This window comes from Gemmatimonadaceae bacterium, from assembly GCA_035533015.1.
In the GTDB taxonomy this organism is placed as follows: domain Bacteria; phylum Gemmatimonadota; class Gemmatimonadetes; order Gemmatimonadales; family Gemmatimonadaceae; genus JAGWRI01.
In genome coordinates, this window is record DATLUQ010000058.1 from 38,191 (window position 1) to 55,386 (window position 17,196).

Below are 17,196 nucleotides of genomic sequence, written 5' to 3' on the forward strand. Positions count from 1 at the left end.
CTACGAGGAAATGGTTGATGTGTGGGAACGGGACTCAGCCGACGACCGCGAGTACGTCCGACTCGCGGAGAATGAGCACCTGCTCGCCATCGACCGTGACTTCAGTGCCGCTGTATTTGCCGTACAGAACCTTGTCGCCGACCTTCACCTCCATCGGCACACGCTTGTCCTTCTCGAAGCGGCCGGGGCCGACGGCGACGATCTCGCCCTGCTGCGGCTTCTCCTTCGCGGTATCCGGGATGTACAGCCCGCCGCGCATCTGCTCGGCCTCTTCCATCGGCTTGATCACGACCCGATCGGCCAACGGCGCGACCTTGACACTCGAAGCGCTCTTGGTTGCCATGGGTACTTCGCCTCCGACTGATGCTGGTGAGGTTGAATGGATTGAACAGGGACCACGAACCACCGTTAGCACTCGCATCTGCTGAGTGCTAATCAGCCTCAAACGTATCCCGCTTGCAGACTGGACGCAAGGCCGACCAGGCGCCGCAATCCGCATGGTATCCTATTCGCCATTAGCGACTTACGTGCCATCAGGAGCGCGCCAAAATGACGCCGATGTTCCGCCAGACTGGCCATCGACCTGCCACTGCATCAACCTCCGTATCCAAGGTCGACACTGCTGCCGCACACGGCCACACGGCATCGCACCTCGACCCCGCCGTGGGTCGACGGCTACCCAGTGAGCAGTTGGAACGCGAGATCGAGGCCGACGAGCGTGAGGTAAGGGTCGATGAGGTCGATTGAGCGGCAGAGGTCGCGGAATGCCTCGGCGAGTCCGCCAGTGGCGATCACGATCGGCGTCTCCGTTCCGGGCCATTCGGCCTTGATGCGGGCCACGAGGCCATCGATCGCGTCGGCCGCCCCGAACATCACGCCGGCCCGGATGTTGGTTTCGGTTCGTGTGCCGATCGCCCGCTCGGGAGCCACCAGTTCGGTGGCGGGCAGCTTGGAGGTACGCCTGAACAGCGTTTCGGCGGAGGTCCGCACCCCCGGCGCGATGATCCCGCCGAAGAACACGCCGGCGCGGGTCACGCAGTCGTAGGTCGTGGCCGTTCCAAGATCCACCACGATCGCGTCGCGCTTGTGGATCTGGCTCGCGGCGAGCGTGTTGATGATGCGGTCGGCGCCCACGCTCGACGGTTCGTCGACCGCCAGGCGGACGGGGAGTTTCGACGCCGGATCGATGACCACCACCCGTGCGCGCGACACCCAGCGTTCGCACGCCTCCTGAAGCGGGAACGTGATGGGCGGGACGACCGACGCGATGGCCACCCCCGTCACGGCGTTGTGATCGAATCCGTGCCCTGCAAGCAGCGCCAGCAGGAGCACGCCGATCTCGTCCGAGGTGCGCGCCGGATCGGACGTGATGCGCCAATGTCCGAGCAACGTGCCGGCATCGAAGAGGCCGACGGTGGTTTCGGTGTTGCCCACGTCGAACACGAGATTCACACGTCCTCCTGAAGCACGAGGGAGCCGGCGCGCGCGTACCGGGAACCAGCGTCGGTTTCGACGACGAGCGCGCCGGACGCATCGATGCCGGCCACGACGCCCTCCAGGGGTTCGCGGCAGCGGCGGCCGCGGGCGACGTCGCGCGCCGCGTATTCGGCGAGTTCACTGGCGCGGAGCGGCCCCGTCTCGGCGGCCGCCGCGCGCAGCGCGGGCACCAACGCCGCCAGCGCGTCGAGCCGAACGGCGTCGCCGCGAAGTGTCGCCGCCATGGGCATCCCGGCGGGCCGGCGCACGTTGAGACCGAATCCGATGGCAATCCAATCAACAGCGCCTTCGCGCCACCGCGCCTCGACGAGAACGCCGGCGAGCTTGCCGCCGTCGACGTAGAGGTCGTTGGGCCACTTGAGCCCGACGGCCCCGGGCGCGAACGGATCGAGGACGCGCGCGGCGTGCAGTCCCAATCGCAGCGACAGCACGTCGACGGCCGCCGGATCCCGCGGGCGTTCGACCAGCGTGAGCCAGATCCCGGCGGCGGCCCCGGAAGCCCACGCCCTGCCCTGGCGTCCTCGGCCCGCGGTCTGCGCGTCGGCGAGCACCAGTGTTCCGGCGGGCGCGCCGGCCGCGGCGCGGGCGTGCGCCGCGTCGAGCGTGGACCCGATCGTATCGAACACGACGACGTCCGGCACGTCGAGCCACGCGGCCAACTCGGCGGCCGTGCGCCCGTCGTAACGCGTCACGGCGGGGACGCCCGCCGGCGCGGGGCTAGCCGAGCGCGTCGTCGTAGAAACGCTCATAATGCGCCACGACGTCGTTGAGCGAGAAGCGCTCGCGGGCGTCGGCCGCGGCGGCCCGGCTCATCGCGTGCCACCGGTCGCGGTCGCGCAGGATGTCGAGGGCAGCGGTGGCCATCGCCTCCACATCACCCACATCGCAGAGCGCGCCGGTGACGCCGCTCTGCACGACCTCGGGGAGTCCGCCGACGTTGGCCCCGATCACGGGCGTTCCGGTGGCCAGCGCCTCGAGCGCGCTGAGCCCGAACGATTCGCGGTCGGTGGGGATGAGGTACAGGTCGGCGGACGCGAGCAGCGGCGCCACGGATTCGATCTTGCCCAGAAACATCACCTGGTCCTGGACGCCGAGGCGGTTCGCTTCGCGCTCCGCGACGATGCGGTCGGGGCCATCCCCGACCATGACCAGCAGGCACGGCCACTCCGCGTTCACGCGCGCGAACACGCGGACCACGTCGGCCACGCGCTTGACCGGGCGGAAGTTCGAGATGTGCATGAGCACGGGGCGCCCGTCGCCGAACGCGCCGCGGGACCCGGGATAGCGCGCCCGGTCGTACACGGCGGGATCGACGAAATTGGGAATCACCTCGATGCGGCACCCCGTGCATCCGAACGCGCTCACCGTCTCGTCCCGCAGGAAGTGCGAAACCGCGGTGAGGCCGTCGGACTTCTCAATGGAGAACTTGGTGATCGCGTGGAAGGACGGATCCTGGCCAACGATGGTGATGTCGGTGCCGTGGAGCGTGGTCAGCACCTTGATGTCCGGGCGTGCGTCGCCGAGCATCTCGCGGGCGATCCACGCGCTCGTCGCGTGCGGGATCGCGTAATGGCAGTGGAGCAGATCGAGCCGGTGCGCCAGCACCACCTCGTGCATCCGGACGGCGAGCGCCAGATCGTACGGCGGATACTCGAACAGCGGGTACCGGCCCACGTCCACTTCGTGGAAGAACACGCGCGGCAGGAACGCCGGCAGCCGGAACGGCTGCCGGTACGTGATGAAGTGGATCTCGTGGCCGCGGTGAGCGAGGGCGATGCCGAGTTCCGTGGCCATCGCGCCCGACCCCCCGTACGTGGGATAACAGGTGATGCCGATCTTCACCGCGTCATACCTCCTCATCGCCCAGCCACCACCGCTCGGCGATCTCGCGCCAGTCGGCGCCGCCGGGATCGAGGGTGGTGACCGACTCGCCCGTCAATTGATGGCGAAACCAGGTGCGCTGCCGTTTCGCGTACTGCCGCGTCTCCGTGATCACGAGTTCGCGTGCGTGCGCGAGCGATTCCGTTCCCGCCGCCAGCGACCGCATCACGCGGTAGCCGGTGGCGTTCCATGCCGCCGCCCCGGCCGGCACGCGGGCCGCCAGGCCCCGGACCTCGTCCAGCCAACCACCGGCGAGCATCGCATCGACGCGTGCCGCGACCCGGCCGGCGAGCACCGGGCCCGGGTCCACGAGAAGATAACGCGCCCGCCACCGCGGCGGGCGGGCCAGCTCGCGATGGAGGTCACTCACGCGCCGGCCGGTGAGCAGTGCCACCTCGATGGCGCGCAACAGCTGGGTCCGGCCGAGATGGGCGCGCGAGGGGTCGAGCCGCTCGCACCACCGGCGGAGTTCGGCCAGCGGCACCTCGGCGAGTGCGGTGGCGAGAGCCGTGCGTCGGGCCCCATCCAGCTCCGGCGCCTCGAACAGTGGGCCGAACAGAGCCCGCAGATAGAAGCCCGTGCCGCCCACCACGAGCGGTACCCGCCCGCCGCCCGCGATCTCGGCCAGCCACCGTTCGGCGTCGGCGGCCCACGCCGCCGCCGAATAGCGCGTCGTCGGGTCGAGGATGTCGACGCCGAGGTGCGGCACACGGGCTCGCTCATCGGCGGTCGGTTTCGCGGTGCCGACGTCGAACCCCACGTAGAGCTGACGCGAATCAGCACTGATGATCGACCCGCCGTGCCGCTCGGCAAGCCAGAGAGCGACGGCCGACTTGCCAGCAGCGGTCGGACCGGCGATCACCCGCAGCCTACTTTCGCCCAAACCGCCGCTCGAGTTCGTCCCACGACAGTTGGACCACGGTGGACCGCCCGTGGACGTCGTGCGCCGGGAGCGTCGTCCGGCGCAAATCGGCGAACAGGGCCCGCATCTCGGCCGGCGACAGCGGGTCTCCGCCCTTGATCGCGCCCTTGCACGCCACCGTTGCCGCGAGCCGCTCGTGCCGCTGCGCTACGGCGGCGAAACGGTCGCCGGTGAGCGCGTCGAGGGTCTCGCGCAAGCACCGCTCGGCCTCGAACCGGGGATGCGGCATCGGCACGCTGCGCACGATAAGCGTATGACCGCCGAACCCCTCGACCTCGAACCCGAGCTGCTCGAACAGCGCGCGGTTTTCCTCGAATGCTTCGGCCTCGGCGGGACCCAGATGGAGCGTGAGCGGAAAGAGGAGGCGTTGCGCCGGTGCCTCGCCGCGCGTGAGCGCGGTCATGAACCGCTCGTACAGCACGCGCTCGTGCGCCGAGTGCTGGTCGATCAGCACCACGCCTCCCTCGCTCTCAAACAGGAGGTAGGTGTGGCGGAGTTGGAGGAGCGGCGGAATGGCCGGATCCGCGCCGATCTCGGACTCCCCATGAGCAGCTGCATGGGCAAGCGGGTGAGCCGGTCCAGTTGTCACACGGTCGGGCTCGGCGAACAGCCCCTCGCCGGGCGCGCTCCCGCCCCGCAACGCCTCGACGTCCACCGGTGCGCCGTCGAATCGCGGGGCGGCCGGAAAGGGAATCGGCGGCCGACCGATCGCCGCGCCGGCCCCGAGCGTGCCGAGCGCGCGTCGCACCGCCTCCTCCACGGTGCGCTCGAGGTTCCAGCGGTCGCGGAACCGCACTTCGGCCTTGGCGGGATGCACGTTCACATCCACGGCGTCGGCCGCCACGTCGACATCGAGAAAGAGCGTGGGGCGCACGCCGGCCGGTATGGTCGACTTGTACGCGGCCTCGGCGGCGCGCACGATGCCGGTGTCGCGCACGGCGCGGCCATTCACGGACACGTATACCCGGCGGCCGGCGGTGCCCACGTCGGCCGGGCGTTCGACGAGCCCCGACACGCGGGTCGCGCCGCGGACGTCGTCCACGTCGAGAAAGCGCTCGGCATAGTGCCCACCCCACAGCGCGGCGAGCCGGGCACGGACCGACGAGGCCGGCGGCAGTGCGAGGACCTGCTTGCCGTCGTGGGTGAGGGTGAGGCGCACGTCCCGACGCGTGAGCGCGATACTGGTGGCCACGTCGACGATGGCGCGCCACTCCGAACGCGCCCCGCGCATGAACTTGAGCCGCGCGGGCGCGTTGTAGAACAGATGGGCGACCGACACCGTGGTGCCCCGCCGGCGTGCCGCTTCGCCCGTCTCCTGCAACGCACCCGCCGCGGCCCGCACCCGCGTGCCGGCGCCATCCACCGGGGCCGTCTCGATCTCGAGCTGCGAAACCGAGCAGATGGCCGGCAGCGCCTCGCCGCGAAAGCCGAAGCTCGCCACGCCGACGAGGTCGCCAGCGGCGCGGATCTTCGAGGTGGCATGGCGCGACAGCGCCAGCACGGCGTCCTCGCGCCCCATGCCGACCCCGTTGTCGCTCACCCGGATCCGCTGACGCCCTCCATCCTCCACCTCGACATCGATGGTCGAGGCCCCGGCGTCGAGGGCGTTCTCGATCAACTCCTTGACCACCGAGGCGGGGCGCTCGACGACCTCGCCCGCGGCGATCTGATCGGCGACCGCGCTGGGCAGCACCGCGATGCGCGGAGCCCCGGGGGCGCTGGATTCTGTTGAGGCGGACATCGCGTGGAAGCTACCGAGACGCGGAGCCGCCGGTCAATCGAGCGACGGCGGCAGCGGCGCGTCGAGTGCCACGAGTTGCTGCGCGGGCAACCACCCCTGACGACCGCCGTCCAGTTCGACCCTCGACCACGCCCCCTGCTGGCTCAACACGCGCACCGTCTCGCCGGTCACCACCTCCGCGCCGCGATCGGCGCCGAGCGCCGGATCGTTGCTGAGCATCGTGTCGGCGCGTACCACGGCGAGACCGTGCGCATCGAGACGGCCGGCGACGGCGATCGCGCACAACCCCAGCACCGCGGCGGCGCTGGCGAGCGGCACGGACAGGCTCCCGAGCCCCGGGTAGCGCCGGCGGAGCGTGGGATGCCAGGCGGCGCAGGCCACCAACCAACAGCCGGCGAGGAATACCAGGACCGCATTGAGCGGAACTGGCGGCACGTAGCCCGGGGACAGGATCGTCACGCCGTGCACGAGGGCCAGCCGATCGCGTGCATCGGACGCCAGTGGCTCGAGGTCCAACGCCCTCCGCCACCCGACCACGGCGCGCACGGTATCTCGCGCCGCCCAGGCCGCGGTGCCGAGGTTCGCCCATGCGTCGGCGGCCCGGGGCTGCGAGGCCACGACACGGGCGAATGCGTTGCGTGCGGCCCCGAAGTCCCGGTGCCCGTAGGCCGTCACGCCGGACTGGAAGTCCTGTACCGCGCGATTACGCTGCAGCGCGTGCAGGGAGCCGCCGATTCCGACTGCCAGGAGCACCATCAGCACGCCGGAACGGAAGGGCAGTTCGTGGCGCGGCAGCGCGCCCGCGTCGATGCGCCTGACGAGTTCCAGAGCGCGGTCGGCGGCATCGGCGGCCAGCGTGCCGCCCGCCGAGAAGGCGGCGGCGTCGAGTTCGCGGAGCAGTGCTTCGGCCGCATCAGCCGCATCGGTGGGGGCGCCCGAGCGGCGGAGCGCCCGTCGCAGCGCGCCGGCGCTCGTGAACGTCTCGGCATCGAGCCCCAGACGGTCGGCCAGCGCGGCCACGAAGGCGTGGCGCAGGGAGCGGCTGTCATTCGCCGCGGCCGATGCGTGCGCCACCTGTTCGAGGCGCGCGTGTGCAGATACGGCGCGCCGCTTGCTCCACCGGCGACGGTTGCGCCACCGCGCGCCGAGCGCCGGCATAGGGGCCAGCGCAAGTGCCCACCAGAAGAGCGGGTGCGACGACAACGGCGCGCCGATCGGGCCGCGATACACCGTGCGCAGGGACAGCGTGTCCTCGGCGCGCGTCGTGTCGAGCGCCGCCAGTGTGCCCGATCGGACCCGGACCGTGGCGGCTGGCGACGTCGCCGTGGCGTACCGGCGGGTCTCGGGATCGAAATAGCGGTAATGCACCGGCGGCAGATCGAGTTCGCCCGCCACGCGGGGCGTCAGGATCCAGTCGAATTCCTTGCTACCCCCGATGAGCCGGCCCGTCGAATCCACGTGCACGCGCTCATCCGCAGGGACCAGCGCGACGCCCGGTATGTCGAGGTGCGGCCGGGGCATCAGCTTGATGTTCCCGGTGCCGGACACCCGCAGCGTCACGGTGAGCGGATCGCCGACGCGCGCCGAAGGTGCCTGGACGCGCACGCCGAGCTGCAGACGGCCCACGGCGCCGTCAAAGTCGGCCGGCCGCCCCGCTGCCGGCGGATCGATGGCCACGACCACCGCGCTGTCGGTCTGCAGCTCGTGCGACTCCTCGCGACTGAAGAAGCTGGCGCCCACGGGGAGCGAGTAGGTGAGTTGAGCGGGCGGGACGACGATCCGCCCAGGCTGTAATGGAAAGAGCGCGCGCCGGTACACCAACGCGTCGAAGCAGCGCGACGCGGTGAGCGACGTGCGCTGCGATCCGCCACCGGGCAAATCGTACGCGAGCACCCCCTGCATGTCGGGCGGATAGAATGTGGGGTTTCGTCGCAGGCGGTTGCGCATGGCGGCGTTGAGAAACACCGCGACGGTATAGTCGGCCTGCTGCCCGACGTACACGGTATCCGGCTCGGTGGCGCCGGGCCCGAGCTGGTCGCCGGACTCGATGCGGGCGCGCGTGAGCACCGCTGGTTCTCCGCCGCCGGTCCCGGACGGTGTGACGACGATGCGCAGCGGCGTGGTGCGAGCCGACGTCGAGCCCAATCGCACTTCGAACGACGGAATGATGAACGTCCCCGGATCGGCGGCGACCAACGTGTACCGGTACTCCACCATCACCGAGGGGACCGCGCGCGAATCGCGTTCGCCCTGCGGCATCTCGGCCGACCGCATCACGTCGAACGGCGCGAACGACGGTGCAATGAGCCGAGGGAGCGCCGCGCCCGGCGCCGAGACTGCGACGGTCAGTTCCAGCGGTTCGCAGGCGCCGATGGTATCGGCAGCGTGGGCCACGATGGCTAGTTGGGCGGCGGCGAGAAGGATGCCGATCATCGCTACCAATCCTTGCCGTTCGGGGGCATGGAAGCCCGCAACTTCCGCTGCTGTTTGGATTCCACATCGCGCTCCTCACGGGCCGCGCTGGCGAGGAGCTGTTCGGCCTGGTTCAGCCCCAGCCCACCGCTCGGCGTGGGCGATTGGGCCTCGGGGGCGGGCGATGGATTGGTGTTGTTCTGGCCCCCTCCCCCGCCCCCGCCGCCCTCCTTCTTGGCGTGCAGCGCGAGTTCGTAATTCCACTTTGCGTCAAGGTCGTCGTGACGCATCAGGAGCGCCTTCTTGTACGCGGCCAGCGCCGCATCGAGATCATCGGTCCCACTGCCGGAGGGGGCCGCGAGTCCGCGGCGCAGGTGCGCCAGCCCGAAGTTGAACAGCGCACGATATCGGAGCTCGGCGTCCGGCAGGTCCATCACGCGCTCCAATGCGTCGGCCGCTTCCTGGAGAGAGTCGACGGCCAGATACGCCGTGCCGAAGTCGTATATCGTGCGGGGCCGCAGGTCGCCCTGCTCGATGGCGCTGCGGTAGAGCGCCACCGCCTGCGGATACTGAGCGGCGCGGTACGCGTGGGCCGCCGCAGCCGACTGGCGCGTGCCAGCGCACCCGGCCAGGAACGACACGAGCACGAGGGCGGCCACCGTGGCGGCCGTCGACCCGCCGACCACCGGCCGGCGGTACGCCGGCCGGTCGGCCAGCACGGTGTCGAGCAGCAGCAGGAGAACCGCCGGCAGCAGGAACAGCTGGAAGCGGGGCGTACGGGTTTCGCCCGCATCGAGGGCATGGGCCCGGGTGCGCAGCGTGGACAGCGCTTGCCGGATACGCGCCGCCTTGTCGGTGACGGCCGCGTCGATGAAGGTGCCGTGCGCGGCCGCCGCAGCCGCGCGCAGCATGTCGGGCACGTAATGCGTGACCACAATCTGGCCATTCTGGTCGCGCTTGGGCGCCGTGGAGCCGTCGGGGGACTGCACGGGGATGGTCGAGCCCTGCGTGGTGCCGAATCCGACCGTCACCAGGCTGATGCCCTTCTCGCCGGCCCGGCGCGCTTCCGCCACGACGTCGGCTTCGGGCTCGAAGGCCTCGCCGTCGCTCATCAACACGAGGGCGCGGTCGGCGCCCCCGGTATCCAGCGAGAGCAGATCCGTGCCCTGGCGGATGGCGCTCGAGAGCGAGGTACCCTGCTGTCCGACGACCGACGGATCGAGGTTGTCGAGGAACAGGTCGAGCGCGCTCTCGTCCACGGTGAGCGGCGACAGCACGTAGCTGCGCCCGGCGAACACGATGAGCCCCACGCGATCGCCGGGCGACAGGGCGCGGAGCCGGCGTACCTCCTCCTTCATGCGCTCCAGCCGGCTGGGCTTGACGTCGGTGGCGTCCATGGAGTTCGAGACGTCGAGCGCCAGGACCATATCGATCCCACGGGCCCGATCCACGGCGTGCTCGGTGCCCCACCGAGGCCCGGCGAGCGCGACGCCGGCCAGCGCACACGCGCCGGCCAGGCGTGCCGTTCGCCAGCCCGTGCCGCGTGCCGGGTCCCCTGGCATGAGGCGCGACACCACCGCCAGGTCGCCGAACCGGGTCAGGCGCGCCCGGCGGCGGCGGTCGGCGCGCACGAGCTCCACGGCCACGAGGGCCGGGAGCACGAGCGCGAGCAGCAACAGCCAGGGATAATCGACGGTCACGGCAGTGGCGCCTTCCACGCGGCCAGACCCAACTCGAGGAGCAAGCTCAGGAGAGCCAGCCCCAACGGCCACCGATACAGCTCCGTGAACTGCACGTACGTCTTGGTCTGCACGGGCACGCGCTCCATCTCGTCGATCTGCTGATAGATGCGGCGCAGCGCCGCCGCGTCGCGGGCGCGAAAGTACTTTCCGCCGGTGATGTTGGCGACGTCGGTGAGCAGGGCTTCATCGATCTCCACCGGCCGATTCTCGTAGCGCAGCCCGAAGAGCCCGCGCCCCACCGGCACCGGCGCCATTCCCTCGGTGCCTACGCCAATGGTGTAGATCTTGATCCCGAACGCAGCCGCGGCGCGTGCGGCCGTGCGCGGATCGATCGAGCCGCGATTGTTCACGCCGTCGGTGAGCAGGATCATGACGCGCGACCGGCCCGGCGCTTCACGCAGCCGGTTGGCGGCCGTGGCGATCGCCGTACCGATGGCTGTGCCGTCCTCGAGCTGGCCCGCCTGGAGGTTGTCCACCGCCGCGTTCACCACCTCGTAATCGGTGGTGAGCGGGACCTGCGTGAGTGCTTCCGCCGCGAACGCGACGATGCCGATCCGGTCGCTCGTGCGCTCGGCGATGAACTGCTTGACCGTCCGCTTGGCGACCTCCAGCCGATTGTCGGGCTGGAAGTCCTGCGACAGCATGGAACTCGACAGGTCGATGGCGATGACGATGTTGATCCCCTCGCTGGTCACGTTTTCTGCCCGAGCGCCGGCACGGGGCCGGGCCAGCGCCAATACCGCCAGCAGGAGCATGAGGTTGCGCAACCCGACGAGCAACCGCGTCCAGCGGCGGTGGCGGCCGGCCACCGCCGCCAGCACGCCCACCCGTGAGAAGACTATCCCACTTTGCTTATGGTGCCGGCGCCACCACCACCAGGCCGGCAGGGCCACGAGCAGGAGGAGGGCCAGCGGCGTCGCCAGTTCGATGTGCCACGCGGGCATCAGGCAGCCTCCGTCGCGGGAGGCGGGGTGGATGCCACGTGTTCGTGGGCCACGATCGCCCGCGCTTCCTCGCCCAGCGCCAGCGCCTGATCGGTGGTGAGCGTGCGCCGGGCGAACTTCACCAGATCGGCTTCTCGCAGGAGGCGGGCCAGTCGGTCGGCGGGCACCGTGGTCGCGTCGCGGAGCTCGGGCAGCAGTTCGTCGGTGGTGAGCGAGAGCTGGGCCAGCGGGAATCGCGACGCGAGGTAGTCGCGCAGCACCTCGACCATGAGCGTCACGTAGCGGCCCCGCTCTCCGGCCTCGACGAGCGCCAGGGCGGCGACCCGGGAGAACTCCCGCTGGGCGCGCTCGAACGGCGGCACGATGCTGGGGCCAGCGGCGACGGTCCGGCGGTGGCGCCGGCTGAGCCAGATCAGGAACGCGATCAGCGCCACCACCGCCAGGATCCACCACGGAATGGGCCATCCGACGAGCAGATCGCGGGCGGGTCTCGGCACGCGCTGCGCCGAGTCGGCGGGCAGCACGCTCCGCACGAACACCGTGGGTCCGACGAGCGAGAGGCCTTCCACCGCGTTGCCCGACCGAACCATCACGTCGGAAAGCGCGATCGGGAGCGTGCCCACGTCCCACGCAGCCAGCCGGTAAGTGGCCGTCCGCACCACCGCCTCGGAGTCCCGCTCGTCGCGCAACACCTTGAGATCGAGCGCCTGGACCGTGGCTGCGGAGTCGGGGCCGTCGGGAAACGCGATGGCGGCTCCGAGCGGCGCCTGCACCCGCACCTCGACGGTGAATGGCTGGCCGACGGTGACCGTGTCCGGGTGCACGGTCACGGCCGCGGCCGCCGCGATGGGCGTCTGTCCCCCCGCGGCGAGCAGTGGCAGGCCCAGCAGCAGCACGATCGCCGGGGCGCGCACGCTACCGCCTCCGGGCGCGCGTCTCGCGCGCCCGGAAGAACTTGAGCAACGGCTCGATGATGGGGGACTCGGTGTGGATGGGCACCTCGTCGATGGCCAGCCGCCGGAGGAGCCGCCGCCGCCGTTCGCGCTCGGCGCGCACCTGGTCCCCGTAGGCGGCGCGAAGCGCCGGGTCGCTCGTGTTCACATCGATCGTCTCCCCCGTTTCGGGATCGACCAGCCGGGCGAGTCCGACGTCGGGCAGCACCACCTCGGCAGGATCCTCGACCGTCACGGCCACCACGTCGTGGCGCTGGGCGAGCAGCTTGAGCGGCCGCTCGACGTCGGCGCCGAGGAAGTCGGACACGACGAACACCACCGCGGTGTGGGCCAGCATCTTGGTGAGATAGTCCAGGGCCCCCGAGAGATCGGTGCCGCGCCCCACGGGCTGGAACACGAGCAGGTCGCGGAGCACGCGCAGGGCGTGGCGGCGGCCCTTGCGGGGCGGCACGACGTGCTCCACGCGATCGGTAAAGAACAGCGTGCCCACACGGTCGTTGTTGCGGATGGCCGACATGGCGAGCACCGCCGCCAACTCCACCGCCACCTCGCTCTTGAACCGGCGGCGCGTGCCGAACCGCTCCGACCCCGACAGGTCGACGGCGAGCATGACGGTCAACTCGCGCTCTTCGATATAGCGTTTTACATATGGGCGCCGCATGCGCGCGGTCACGTTCCAATCGATGTTCCGCACCTCGTCGCCGGCTTGGTATTCGCGCACTTCGGAGAATTCCATGCCCTGCCCCTTGAACACCGACCGGTATTCCCCTGCGAACAGGGAGTTGACCAGGCCTCGCGTGCGCAACTCGATCAGCCGGACCTGTCGCAGCACGTCCGGCGGAACGAGCGCCGTGCGCGGGCCGACGGTGGTCACGGACTCTCGATGGCGGCGAGCACCCGGCGAACGATCTCGTCGGGCGTGATCTCTTCGGCTTCGGCCTCGTACGTGGTGAGCACCCGGTGGCGGAGCACGTCGGGGCCGATCGCCTTCACGTCGTCGGGCGTGACGAATGCCCGTCCGCGCAGGAAGGCGTGGGCCCGCGACGCCTGGGCGAGCGCGATCGTGGCGCGGGGGCTGGCCCCGAACTCGATCAGCGGCGCGAGGTCGGGCAACCCCGCCGCGGCCGGCTCGCGCGTCGCGTGTACGATGTCCACGATGTAGTCCACGATGCGGTCGTCCATGTAGAGTTCGGCGATCCGCCGCCGGGCCTCGAGAATCGCCTGCGGGCTGGCCACCTGCTCCACGGCAATCGGCACGCCGCCGGCCATGCGGCGCATGATCTCCTTCTCCTCGTCGCGGCTCGGATAGCCCACCCGCAGCTTGAGCATGAACCGGTCCACCTGTGCCTCGGGCAGCGGGTACGTGCCCTCCTGCTCGATGGGATTCTGCGTGGCCAGCACGAGGAACGGCTCGTCGAGCGTGTACGTGGTGCCGCCGATCGTCACCTGCTTTTCCTGCATCGCTTCGAGCAGCGCGGCCTGCACCTTGGCCGGGGCGCGGTTGATCTCGTCGGCCAGAATGATGTTGGCAAAGATCGGCCCCTTCTTGACCACGAACTGCCCGGACCCCTGCTCGTAGACCTGGGTGCCGAGGACGTCGGCGGGAAGCAGGTCGGGGGTGAACTGGATGCGCTGGAACGTGGTGGCGATCGTCTCGGCGAGCGTCCGGACGGTGAGCGTCTTGGCCAGCCCGGGCACCCCTTCGAGCAGCACATGCCCGCCCGTGAGCAGGCTGATCAGGAGCCGTTCCACCATGTAGTCCTGACCAACGACGCGACGCGCGACCTGCGCCGTGACCTCGTGGACGAGGCGCGAGTCCGCCGACGATGTGTGCTGTGATTCCACGACCGCTCCAGCGAGGGTTGAAGGTTGGCGCACGAAGGCAGCGTGATGTACCCCGCCCCCGAGCGGCGGTTCGCCTGCCTCAGCCTGGGCTGCCTGACGCGCAGGCGTCAATGGCGCTCACTTCCGCAGGAGTGAGCGCGCGGGCCTGCCCGCTGGGCAGAGTGCCCAGCGCGATCGGGCCGTACCGGATTCGCACCAGGCGCTCCACGGTGAGCCCGAGGGCCTGGCAGAGGCGGCGCACCTCGTGTTTTCGCCCTTCCGCAATCGTGACCTCGAACTCCCATTGCCCGGAGGATAACCGCCGCACCGCCACGTCGCGTAGGCGCACCGGACCGTCTTCCAGTTCAACCCCCTGCCGCGCCGCCCGCGCCGCGGCGGGGGCGTCACCTCTCACCGTGGCCACGTACGTGCGCTCGATCTCACGGCTTGGATGCGTGAGCGCGTGCGCGGCCGCTCCATCCGTGGTCATGAGGAGCGCGCCTTCCGTGAGGTAGTCGAGCCGACCCACGTACACGAGCCCGGGCACGGCGGTCACGAGGTCGAAGACCGTGCGGCGGCCCGCCGGGTCGGATCGCGTCGTCATGACCCCGGCGGGCTTGTGGAGGAGGATCCACGTCGTGGCCGGCGGCGCGGAGACGGGGCGTCCGTCGACGAGGATCCGGTCGTGCTCGGCATCCACGCTCTGCCCGATGCGCGCCACGTCGCCGTTGACGGTCACCCGCCCGGCAGCGATCAACTCTTCCGCGCGCCGTCGCGACGCGACCCCCGCGCGCGCCAGCGCGCGTTGGATGCGCATCGGGACGCTCATTCCACGGGCGTCGGCTCGCCCCGCAGGGCGATGGCCAACTCGTCGGCCCGCGGCAGTTCCTGGAGGTGCCGGAGCGCGAAGTGCTCCAGAAAGAGCGGGGTCGTGCCGTACAGCAGGGGGCGGCCCAGCGCCTCCGCGCGCCCGACGACGTCCACCAGCCCGCGCTCGTGCAGCGACTTGAGCACCCCGCCCACGTTCACGCCGCGAATCTGCTCGATTTCGGCCCGGCCGATCGGCTGCCGGTATGCGACGATGGCCAGCGTCTCGAGCGCGGCCGAGGACAGCCGCTGCGGACGCGCCGCGAGCTGGGCGCGCTCGATGGCCTCCGTGTATTCGGCGCGGGTGAGGATCTGCCAACCTCCGCCGAGTTCAAGCAGTTCGACGCCGTGGCCGTCCACGTTGTAATGCTCACGCAGTTCCTCGAGCGCGGCCGTGATGGCCGCCAGCGGAGCTTCGCGGTCCAACCCGGCCAGTTCGGCGAGCGCGATCGGGCGGGCGCTGGCGAACAGCGCGGCTTCAAGCAGCTTCGCCAGCGGCGTCACGCTCGATCTCCACGTTTGCGAATGGTTGCGGTTGATGCACGCGCAGTTCGCCCACCTTGGCCAGTTCGAGCAGGCCGAGGAGGGTCGACAGCACGAACGACGGCGCGGCGTCCCGTGTCACGATCTCCGTCCACCGAATGCGCGCCCGCAAACCGAGCAGCGCCCGGATCACGGCAACGGCGCCCGGCACGTCGAGCGGGCGCGAGACGACGTCGTGGATGGCGGGCCGCCGGGCCGCGCGCAGCACGCGGTCCACGGCGGCGAGCAGTTCGCTGAGCGACATGGCGAGTGGCGCAGGTGGGGGCGGCGCGTCCGGCGGCGTGAACGCACGAGCGAACTGATTGCGGCGCTCCTCACCGCGGCGCTCGAGCAGGTCGACCACTTCCCGCATCTGCTGGTATTCGAGCAGGCGGCGCACCAACTCGGCGCGCGGGTCCTCCCAGGTTTCGGCGTCGCTCCGGGGCAGGAGCATCTGGGCTTTGATGCGCAGCAGCCGCGCCGCCATCTCGAGATAATCGGCGGCGTCGTTGAGGTCGAGCGTCCGGATGCGGAGCAGGAACTGCTCGGCGATGCGCGCGATCGGAATGTCGTAGATATCCACCTGCTCCTCGCGAATCAATGAGAGGAGCAGGTCGAGCGGGCCCGAGAACGAGGTGAGCTCCACGACGAACGCCGGGTCGCCCCGGTCGCCATCGAGGTGCAGCTGGTCGGAGTGCGTCACGGCGCCCACTGTTGCGCCTTGGTCATCACGAACGGATTCACGGCCTGCATGAGCAAATCCGTGGCGTGGACGGCCGGCTGCATCCACGCCATGAGCAGCGGGCCGCCGAAGTAGAGCAGCACCACGAGCACGATGATGCCGTACCGCGACAACGCCTCGTACCGTACGGCCCACGACACCGGGAGCAGGTACTTCATCACGTGCGAGCCGTCGAGCGGCGGGATCGGAATGAGGTTGAAAGCGATGAGGATGAGGTTGAGCCAGATCCCGTAGCTCAGCATCACCTGCAGAATGGCCACCGTGGTCTGGGCCGGCGTGATCAGCCGGCCGATGAGGCCAAGCAGCACGATCGCCAGCGCGCATCCGATCGCGAGGGCCAGGTTGGCCGTGACACCGGCCAGCGACACGATGATATCACCGCGTTTGAAGTTCCGGTAATTTCGCGGATTCACCGGCACCGGCTTCGCCCCGCCCAGAACCATCTGGCCATGCGTCGCGATGAGCAACACGGCGGGCAGCAGCAGCGTCATGAAAGGGTCGATGTGCTTGACCGGATTCCAGGTCAGGCGCCCGAGCTGATAGGCGGTGGGATCCCCCTGGCGCAGCGCGGCGTAGCCGTGCGCGTACTCGTGCGCGATCACGGAAAACAGCAGGACCGGCGCGACGAAGAGGATGGTCTGGAATGTATTCAACGGTGGGGTGGAAGCGCGGGGCGAGGCGGCGGCTTGGACAGGGCCGACGCGGGTAAGGTAGTGGGCCTGGCAAAGGGTGTCAAAGTGCTGTGATATCACGACATCGGCGTCATCCACGCGCTTGACATCCCCCAGGGGCCCGCCTAGGTTGCTGCGTTCGCGCCACCGCGCGAAATCACAGGCAAATCTCGGAGAATTTCGTGCCAAAAATCGCATCCGCGAAAAAGAACATGCGGAAGTCCAGGGCCGCCACAGTGCGCAACCGCGCGCAGCGCGCGACGCTCAGGACCGCGCTGAAGAAGGCCAAGGCACCCGGCGCGTCGCAGGCTGACAAGATCACGGCTGCGAAGTTGGCCGACCGGGCCGCCCGAAAGGGGTTGCTCCATCGGAACGCTGCAGGGCGCCACAAGAGCCAGATCGCGCGCGCCAAGTAAACGGCGCCGCTCCCGTTTCGCGCGAAGGGCCGCGACGACGTCGCGGCCCTTTTTCGCACCCA

General features: G+C 70.2%; 17 protein-coding genes. 1 reads left to right on the forward strand and 16 read right to left on the reverse strand.

Features of this window, described 5'->3' with window-relative positions:
- Positions 1 to 34 precede the first annotated feature (34 nt).
- The 16 genes from VNF92_12425 to VNF92_12500 all read right to left on the reverse strand — a co-directional run bounded on the left by VNF92_12425 (position 35) and on the right by VNF92_12500 (position 16,700).
- Entirely contained in the window at positions 35 to 343 is a 309-nt protein-coding gene (locus VNF92_12425) for a co-chaperone GroES (GenBank protein ID HVA58681.1), read from the reverse strand.
- 332 nt (positions 344 to 675) lie between these two features.
- Entirely contained in the window at positions 676 to 1,452 is a 777-nt protein-coding gene (locus tag VNF92_12430) for a type III pantothenate kinase (GenBank protein ID HVA58682.1), read from the reverse strand.
- Positions 1,449 to 2,189, reverse strand: a complete 741-nt coding sequence (locus tag VNF92_12435; GenBank protein ID HVA58683.1) for a biotin--[acetyl-CoA-carboxylase] ligase — start codon at positions 2,187 to 2,189, stop codon at positions 1,449 to 1,451. Before VNF92_12435 ends, VNF92_12430 begins: the two co-directional genes overlap by 4 nt.
- A gap of 25 nt (positions 2,190 to 2,214) precedes the next feature.
- The gene (gene bshA, locus VNF92_12440; GenBank protein HVA58684.1) at positions 2,215 to 3,339 is read right to left on the reverse strand and encodes an N-acetyl-alpha-D-glucosaminyl L-malate synthase BshA; all 1,125 of its coding nucleotides are present in this window, start codon (positions 3,337 to 3,339) and stop codon (positions 2,215 to 2,217) included.
- Positions 3,340 to 3,343: 4 nt separating this feature from the next.
- On the reverse strand, positions 3,344 to 4,240 hold the full coding sequence (miaA, locus tag VNF92_12445; protein ID HVA58685.1) for a tRNA (adenosine(37)-N6)-dimethylallyltransferase MiaA: 897 nt from the start codon (positions 4,238 to 4,240) through the stop codon (positions 3,344 to 3,346).
- 7 nt (positions 4,241 to 4,247) lie between these two features.
- Positions 4,248 to 6,041, reverse strand: coding sequence for a DNA mismatch repair endonuclease MutL (gene mutL, locus VNF92_12450; protein ID HVA58686.1), 1,794 nt, complete (start codon positions 6,039 to 6,041; stop codon positions 4,248 to 4,250).
- 33 nt (positions 6,042 to 6,074) lie between these two features.
- On the reverse strand, positions 6,075 to 8,474 hold the full coding sequence (locus tag VNF92_12455) for a BatD family protein (GenBank protein HVA58687.1): 2,400 nt from the start codon (positions 8,472 to 8,474) through the stop codon (positions 6,075 to 6,077).
- Between the two features lie 2 nt (positions 8,475 to 8,476).
- Positions 8,477 to 10,171, reverse strand: a complete 1,695-nt coding sequence (locus VNF92_12460; GenBank protein HVA58688.1) for a VWA domain-containing protein — start codon at positions 10,169 to 10,171, stop codon at positions 8,477 to 8,479.
- Entirely contained in the window at positions 10,150 to 11,139 is a 990-nt protein-coding gene (locus VNF92_12465; protein HVA58689.1) for a VWA domain-containing protein, read from the reverse strand. The genes VNF92_12460 and VNF92_12465 overlap by 22 nt, the downstream gene beginning before the upstream one ends.
- The gene (locus VNF92_12470) at positions 11,139 to 12,053 is read right to left on the reverse strand and encodes a hypothetical protein (GenBank protein ID HVA58690.1); all 915 of its coding nucleotides are present in this window, start codon (positions 12,051 to 12,053) and stop codon (positions 11,139 to 11,141) included. The genes VNF92_12465 and VNF92_12470 overlap by 1 nt, the downstream gene beginning before the upstream one ends.
- 1 nt (position 12,054) lies before the next feature.
- A complete protein-coding gene (locus VNF92_12475; protein HVA58691.1) occupies positions 12,055 to 12,966 on the reverse strand; it encodes a DUF58 domain-containing protein in 912 nt (303 codons plus the stop codon).
- Complete coding sequence (locus tag VNF92_12480; GenBank protein ID HVA58692.1) at positions 12,963 to 13,937, reverse strand: MoxR family ATPase; 975 nt, start codon at positions 13,935 to 13,937, stop codon at positions 12,963 to 12,965. The genes VNF92_12475 and VNF92_12480 overlap by 4 nt, the downstream gene beginning before the upstream one ends.
- A 79-nt stretch (positions 13,938 to 14,016) precedes the next feature.
- Entirely contained in the window at positions 14,017 to 14,733 is a 717-nt protein-coding gene (locus VNF92_12485; GenBank protein ID HVA58693.1) for a pseudouridine synthase, read from the reverse strand.
- Between the two features lie 8 nt (positions 14,734 to 14,741).
- The gene (gene scpB, locus VNF92_12490) at positions 14,742 to 15,287 is read right to left on the reverse strand and encodes an SMC-Scp complex subunit ScpB (GenBank protein HVA58694.1); all 546 of its coding nucleotides are present in this window, start codon (positions 15,285 to 15,287) and stop codon (positions 14,742 to 14,744) included.
- A complete protein-coding gene (locus VNF92_12495; GenBank protein ID HVA58695.1) occupies positions 15,262 to 16,008 on the reverse strand; it encodes a segregation/condensation protein A in 747 nt (248 codons plus the stop codon). The genes scpB and VNF92_12495 overlap by 26 nt, the downstream gene beginning before the upstream one ends.
- Entirely contained in the window at positions 16,005 to 16,700 is a 696-nt protein-coding gene (locus VNF92_12500; protein HVA58696.1) for a site-2 protease family protein, read from the reverse strand. Before VNF92_12500 ends, VNF92_12495 begins: the two co-directional genes overlap by 4 nt.
- A 200-nt stretch (positions 16,701 to 16,900) precedes the next feature.
- Between VNF92_12500 and rpsT the strand changes: the two genes are divergently transcribed.
- A complete protein-coding gene (gene rpsT / locus VNF92_12505; GenBank protein ID HVA58697.1) occupies positions 16,901 to 17,134 on the forward strand; it encodes a 30S ribosomal protein S20 in 234 nt (77 codons plus the stop codon).
- The last annotated feature ends 62 nt before the right edge of the window (positions 17,135 to 17,196 follow it).

Bases quoted from the DNA above. Each gene is read 5' to 3' on its own strand.
- mutL (HVA58686.1), bottom strand. From the start codon at position 6,041: ATGTCCGCCTCAACAGAATCCAGCGCCCCCGGGGCTCCGCGCATCGCG.
- VNF92_12465 (HVA58689.1), bottom strand. From the start codon at position 11,139: ATGCCCGCGTGGCACATCGAACTGGCGACGCCGCTGGCCCTCCTCCTG.
- VNF92_12425 (HVA58681.1), bottom strand. From the start codon at position 343: ATGGCAACCAAGAGCGCTTCGAGTGTCAAGGTCGCGCCGTTGGCCGAT.
- VNF92_12485 (HVA58693.1), bottom strand. From the start codon at position 14,733: ATGCGCATCCAACGCGCGCTGGCGCGCGCGGGGGTCGCGTCGCGACGG.
- VNF92_12455 (HVA58687.1), bottom strand. From the start codon at position 8,474: ATGATCGGCATCCTTCTCGCCGCCGCCCAACTAGCCATCGTGGCCCAC.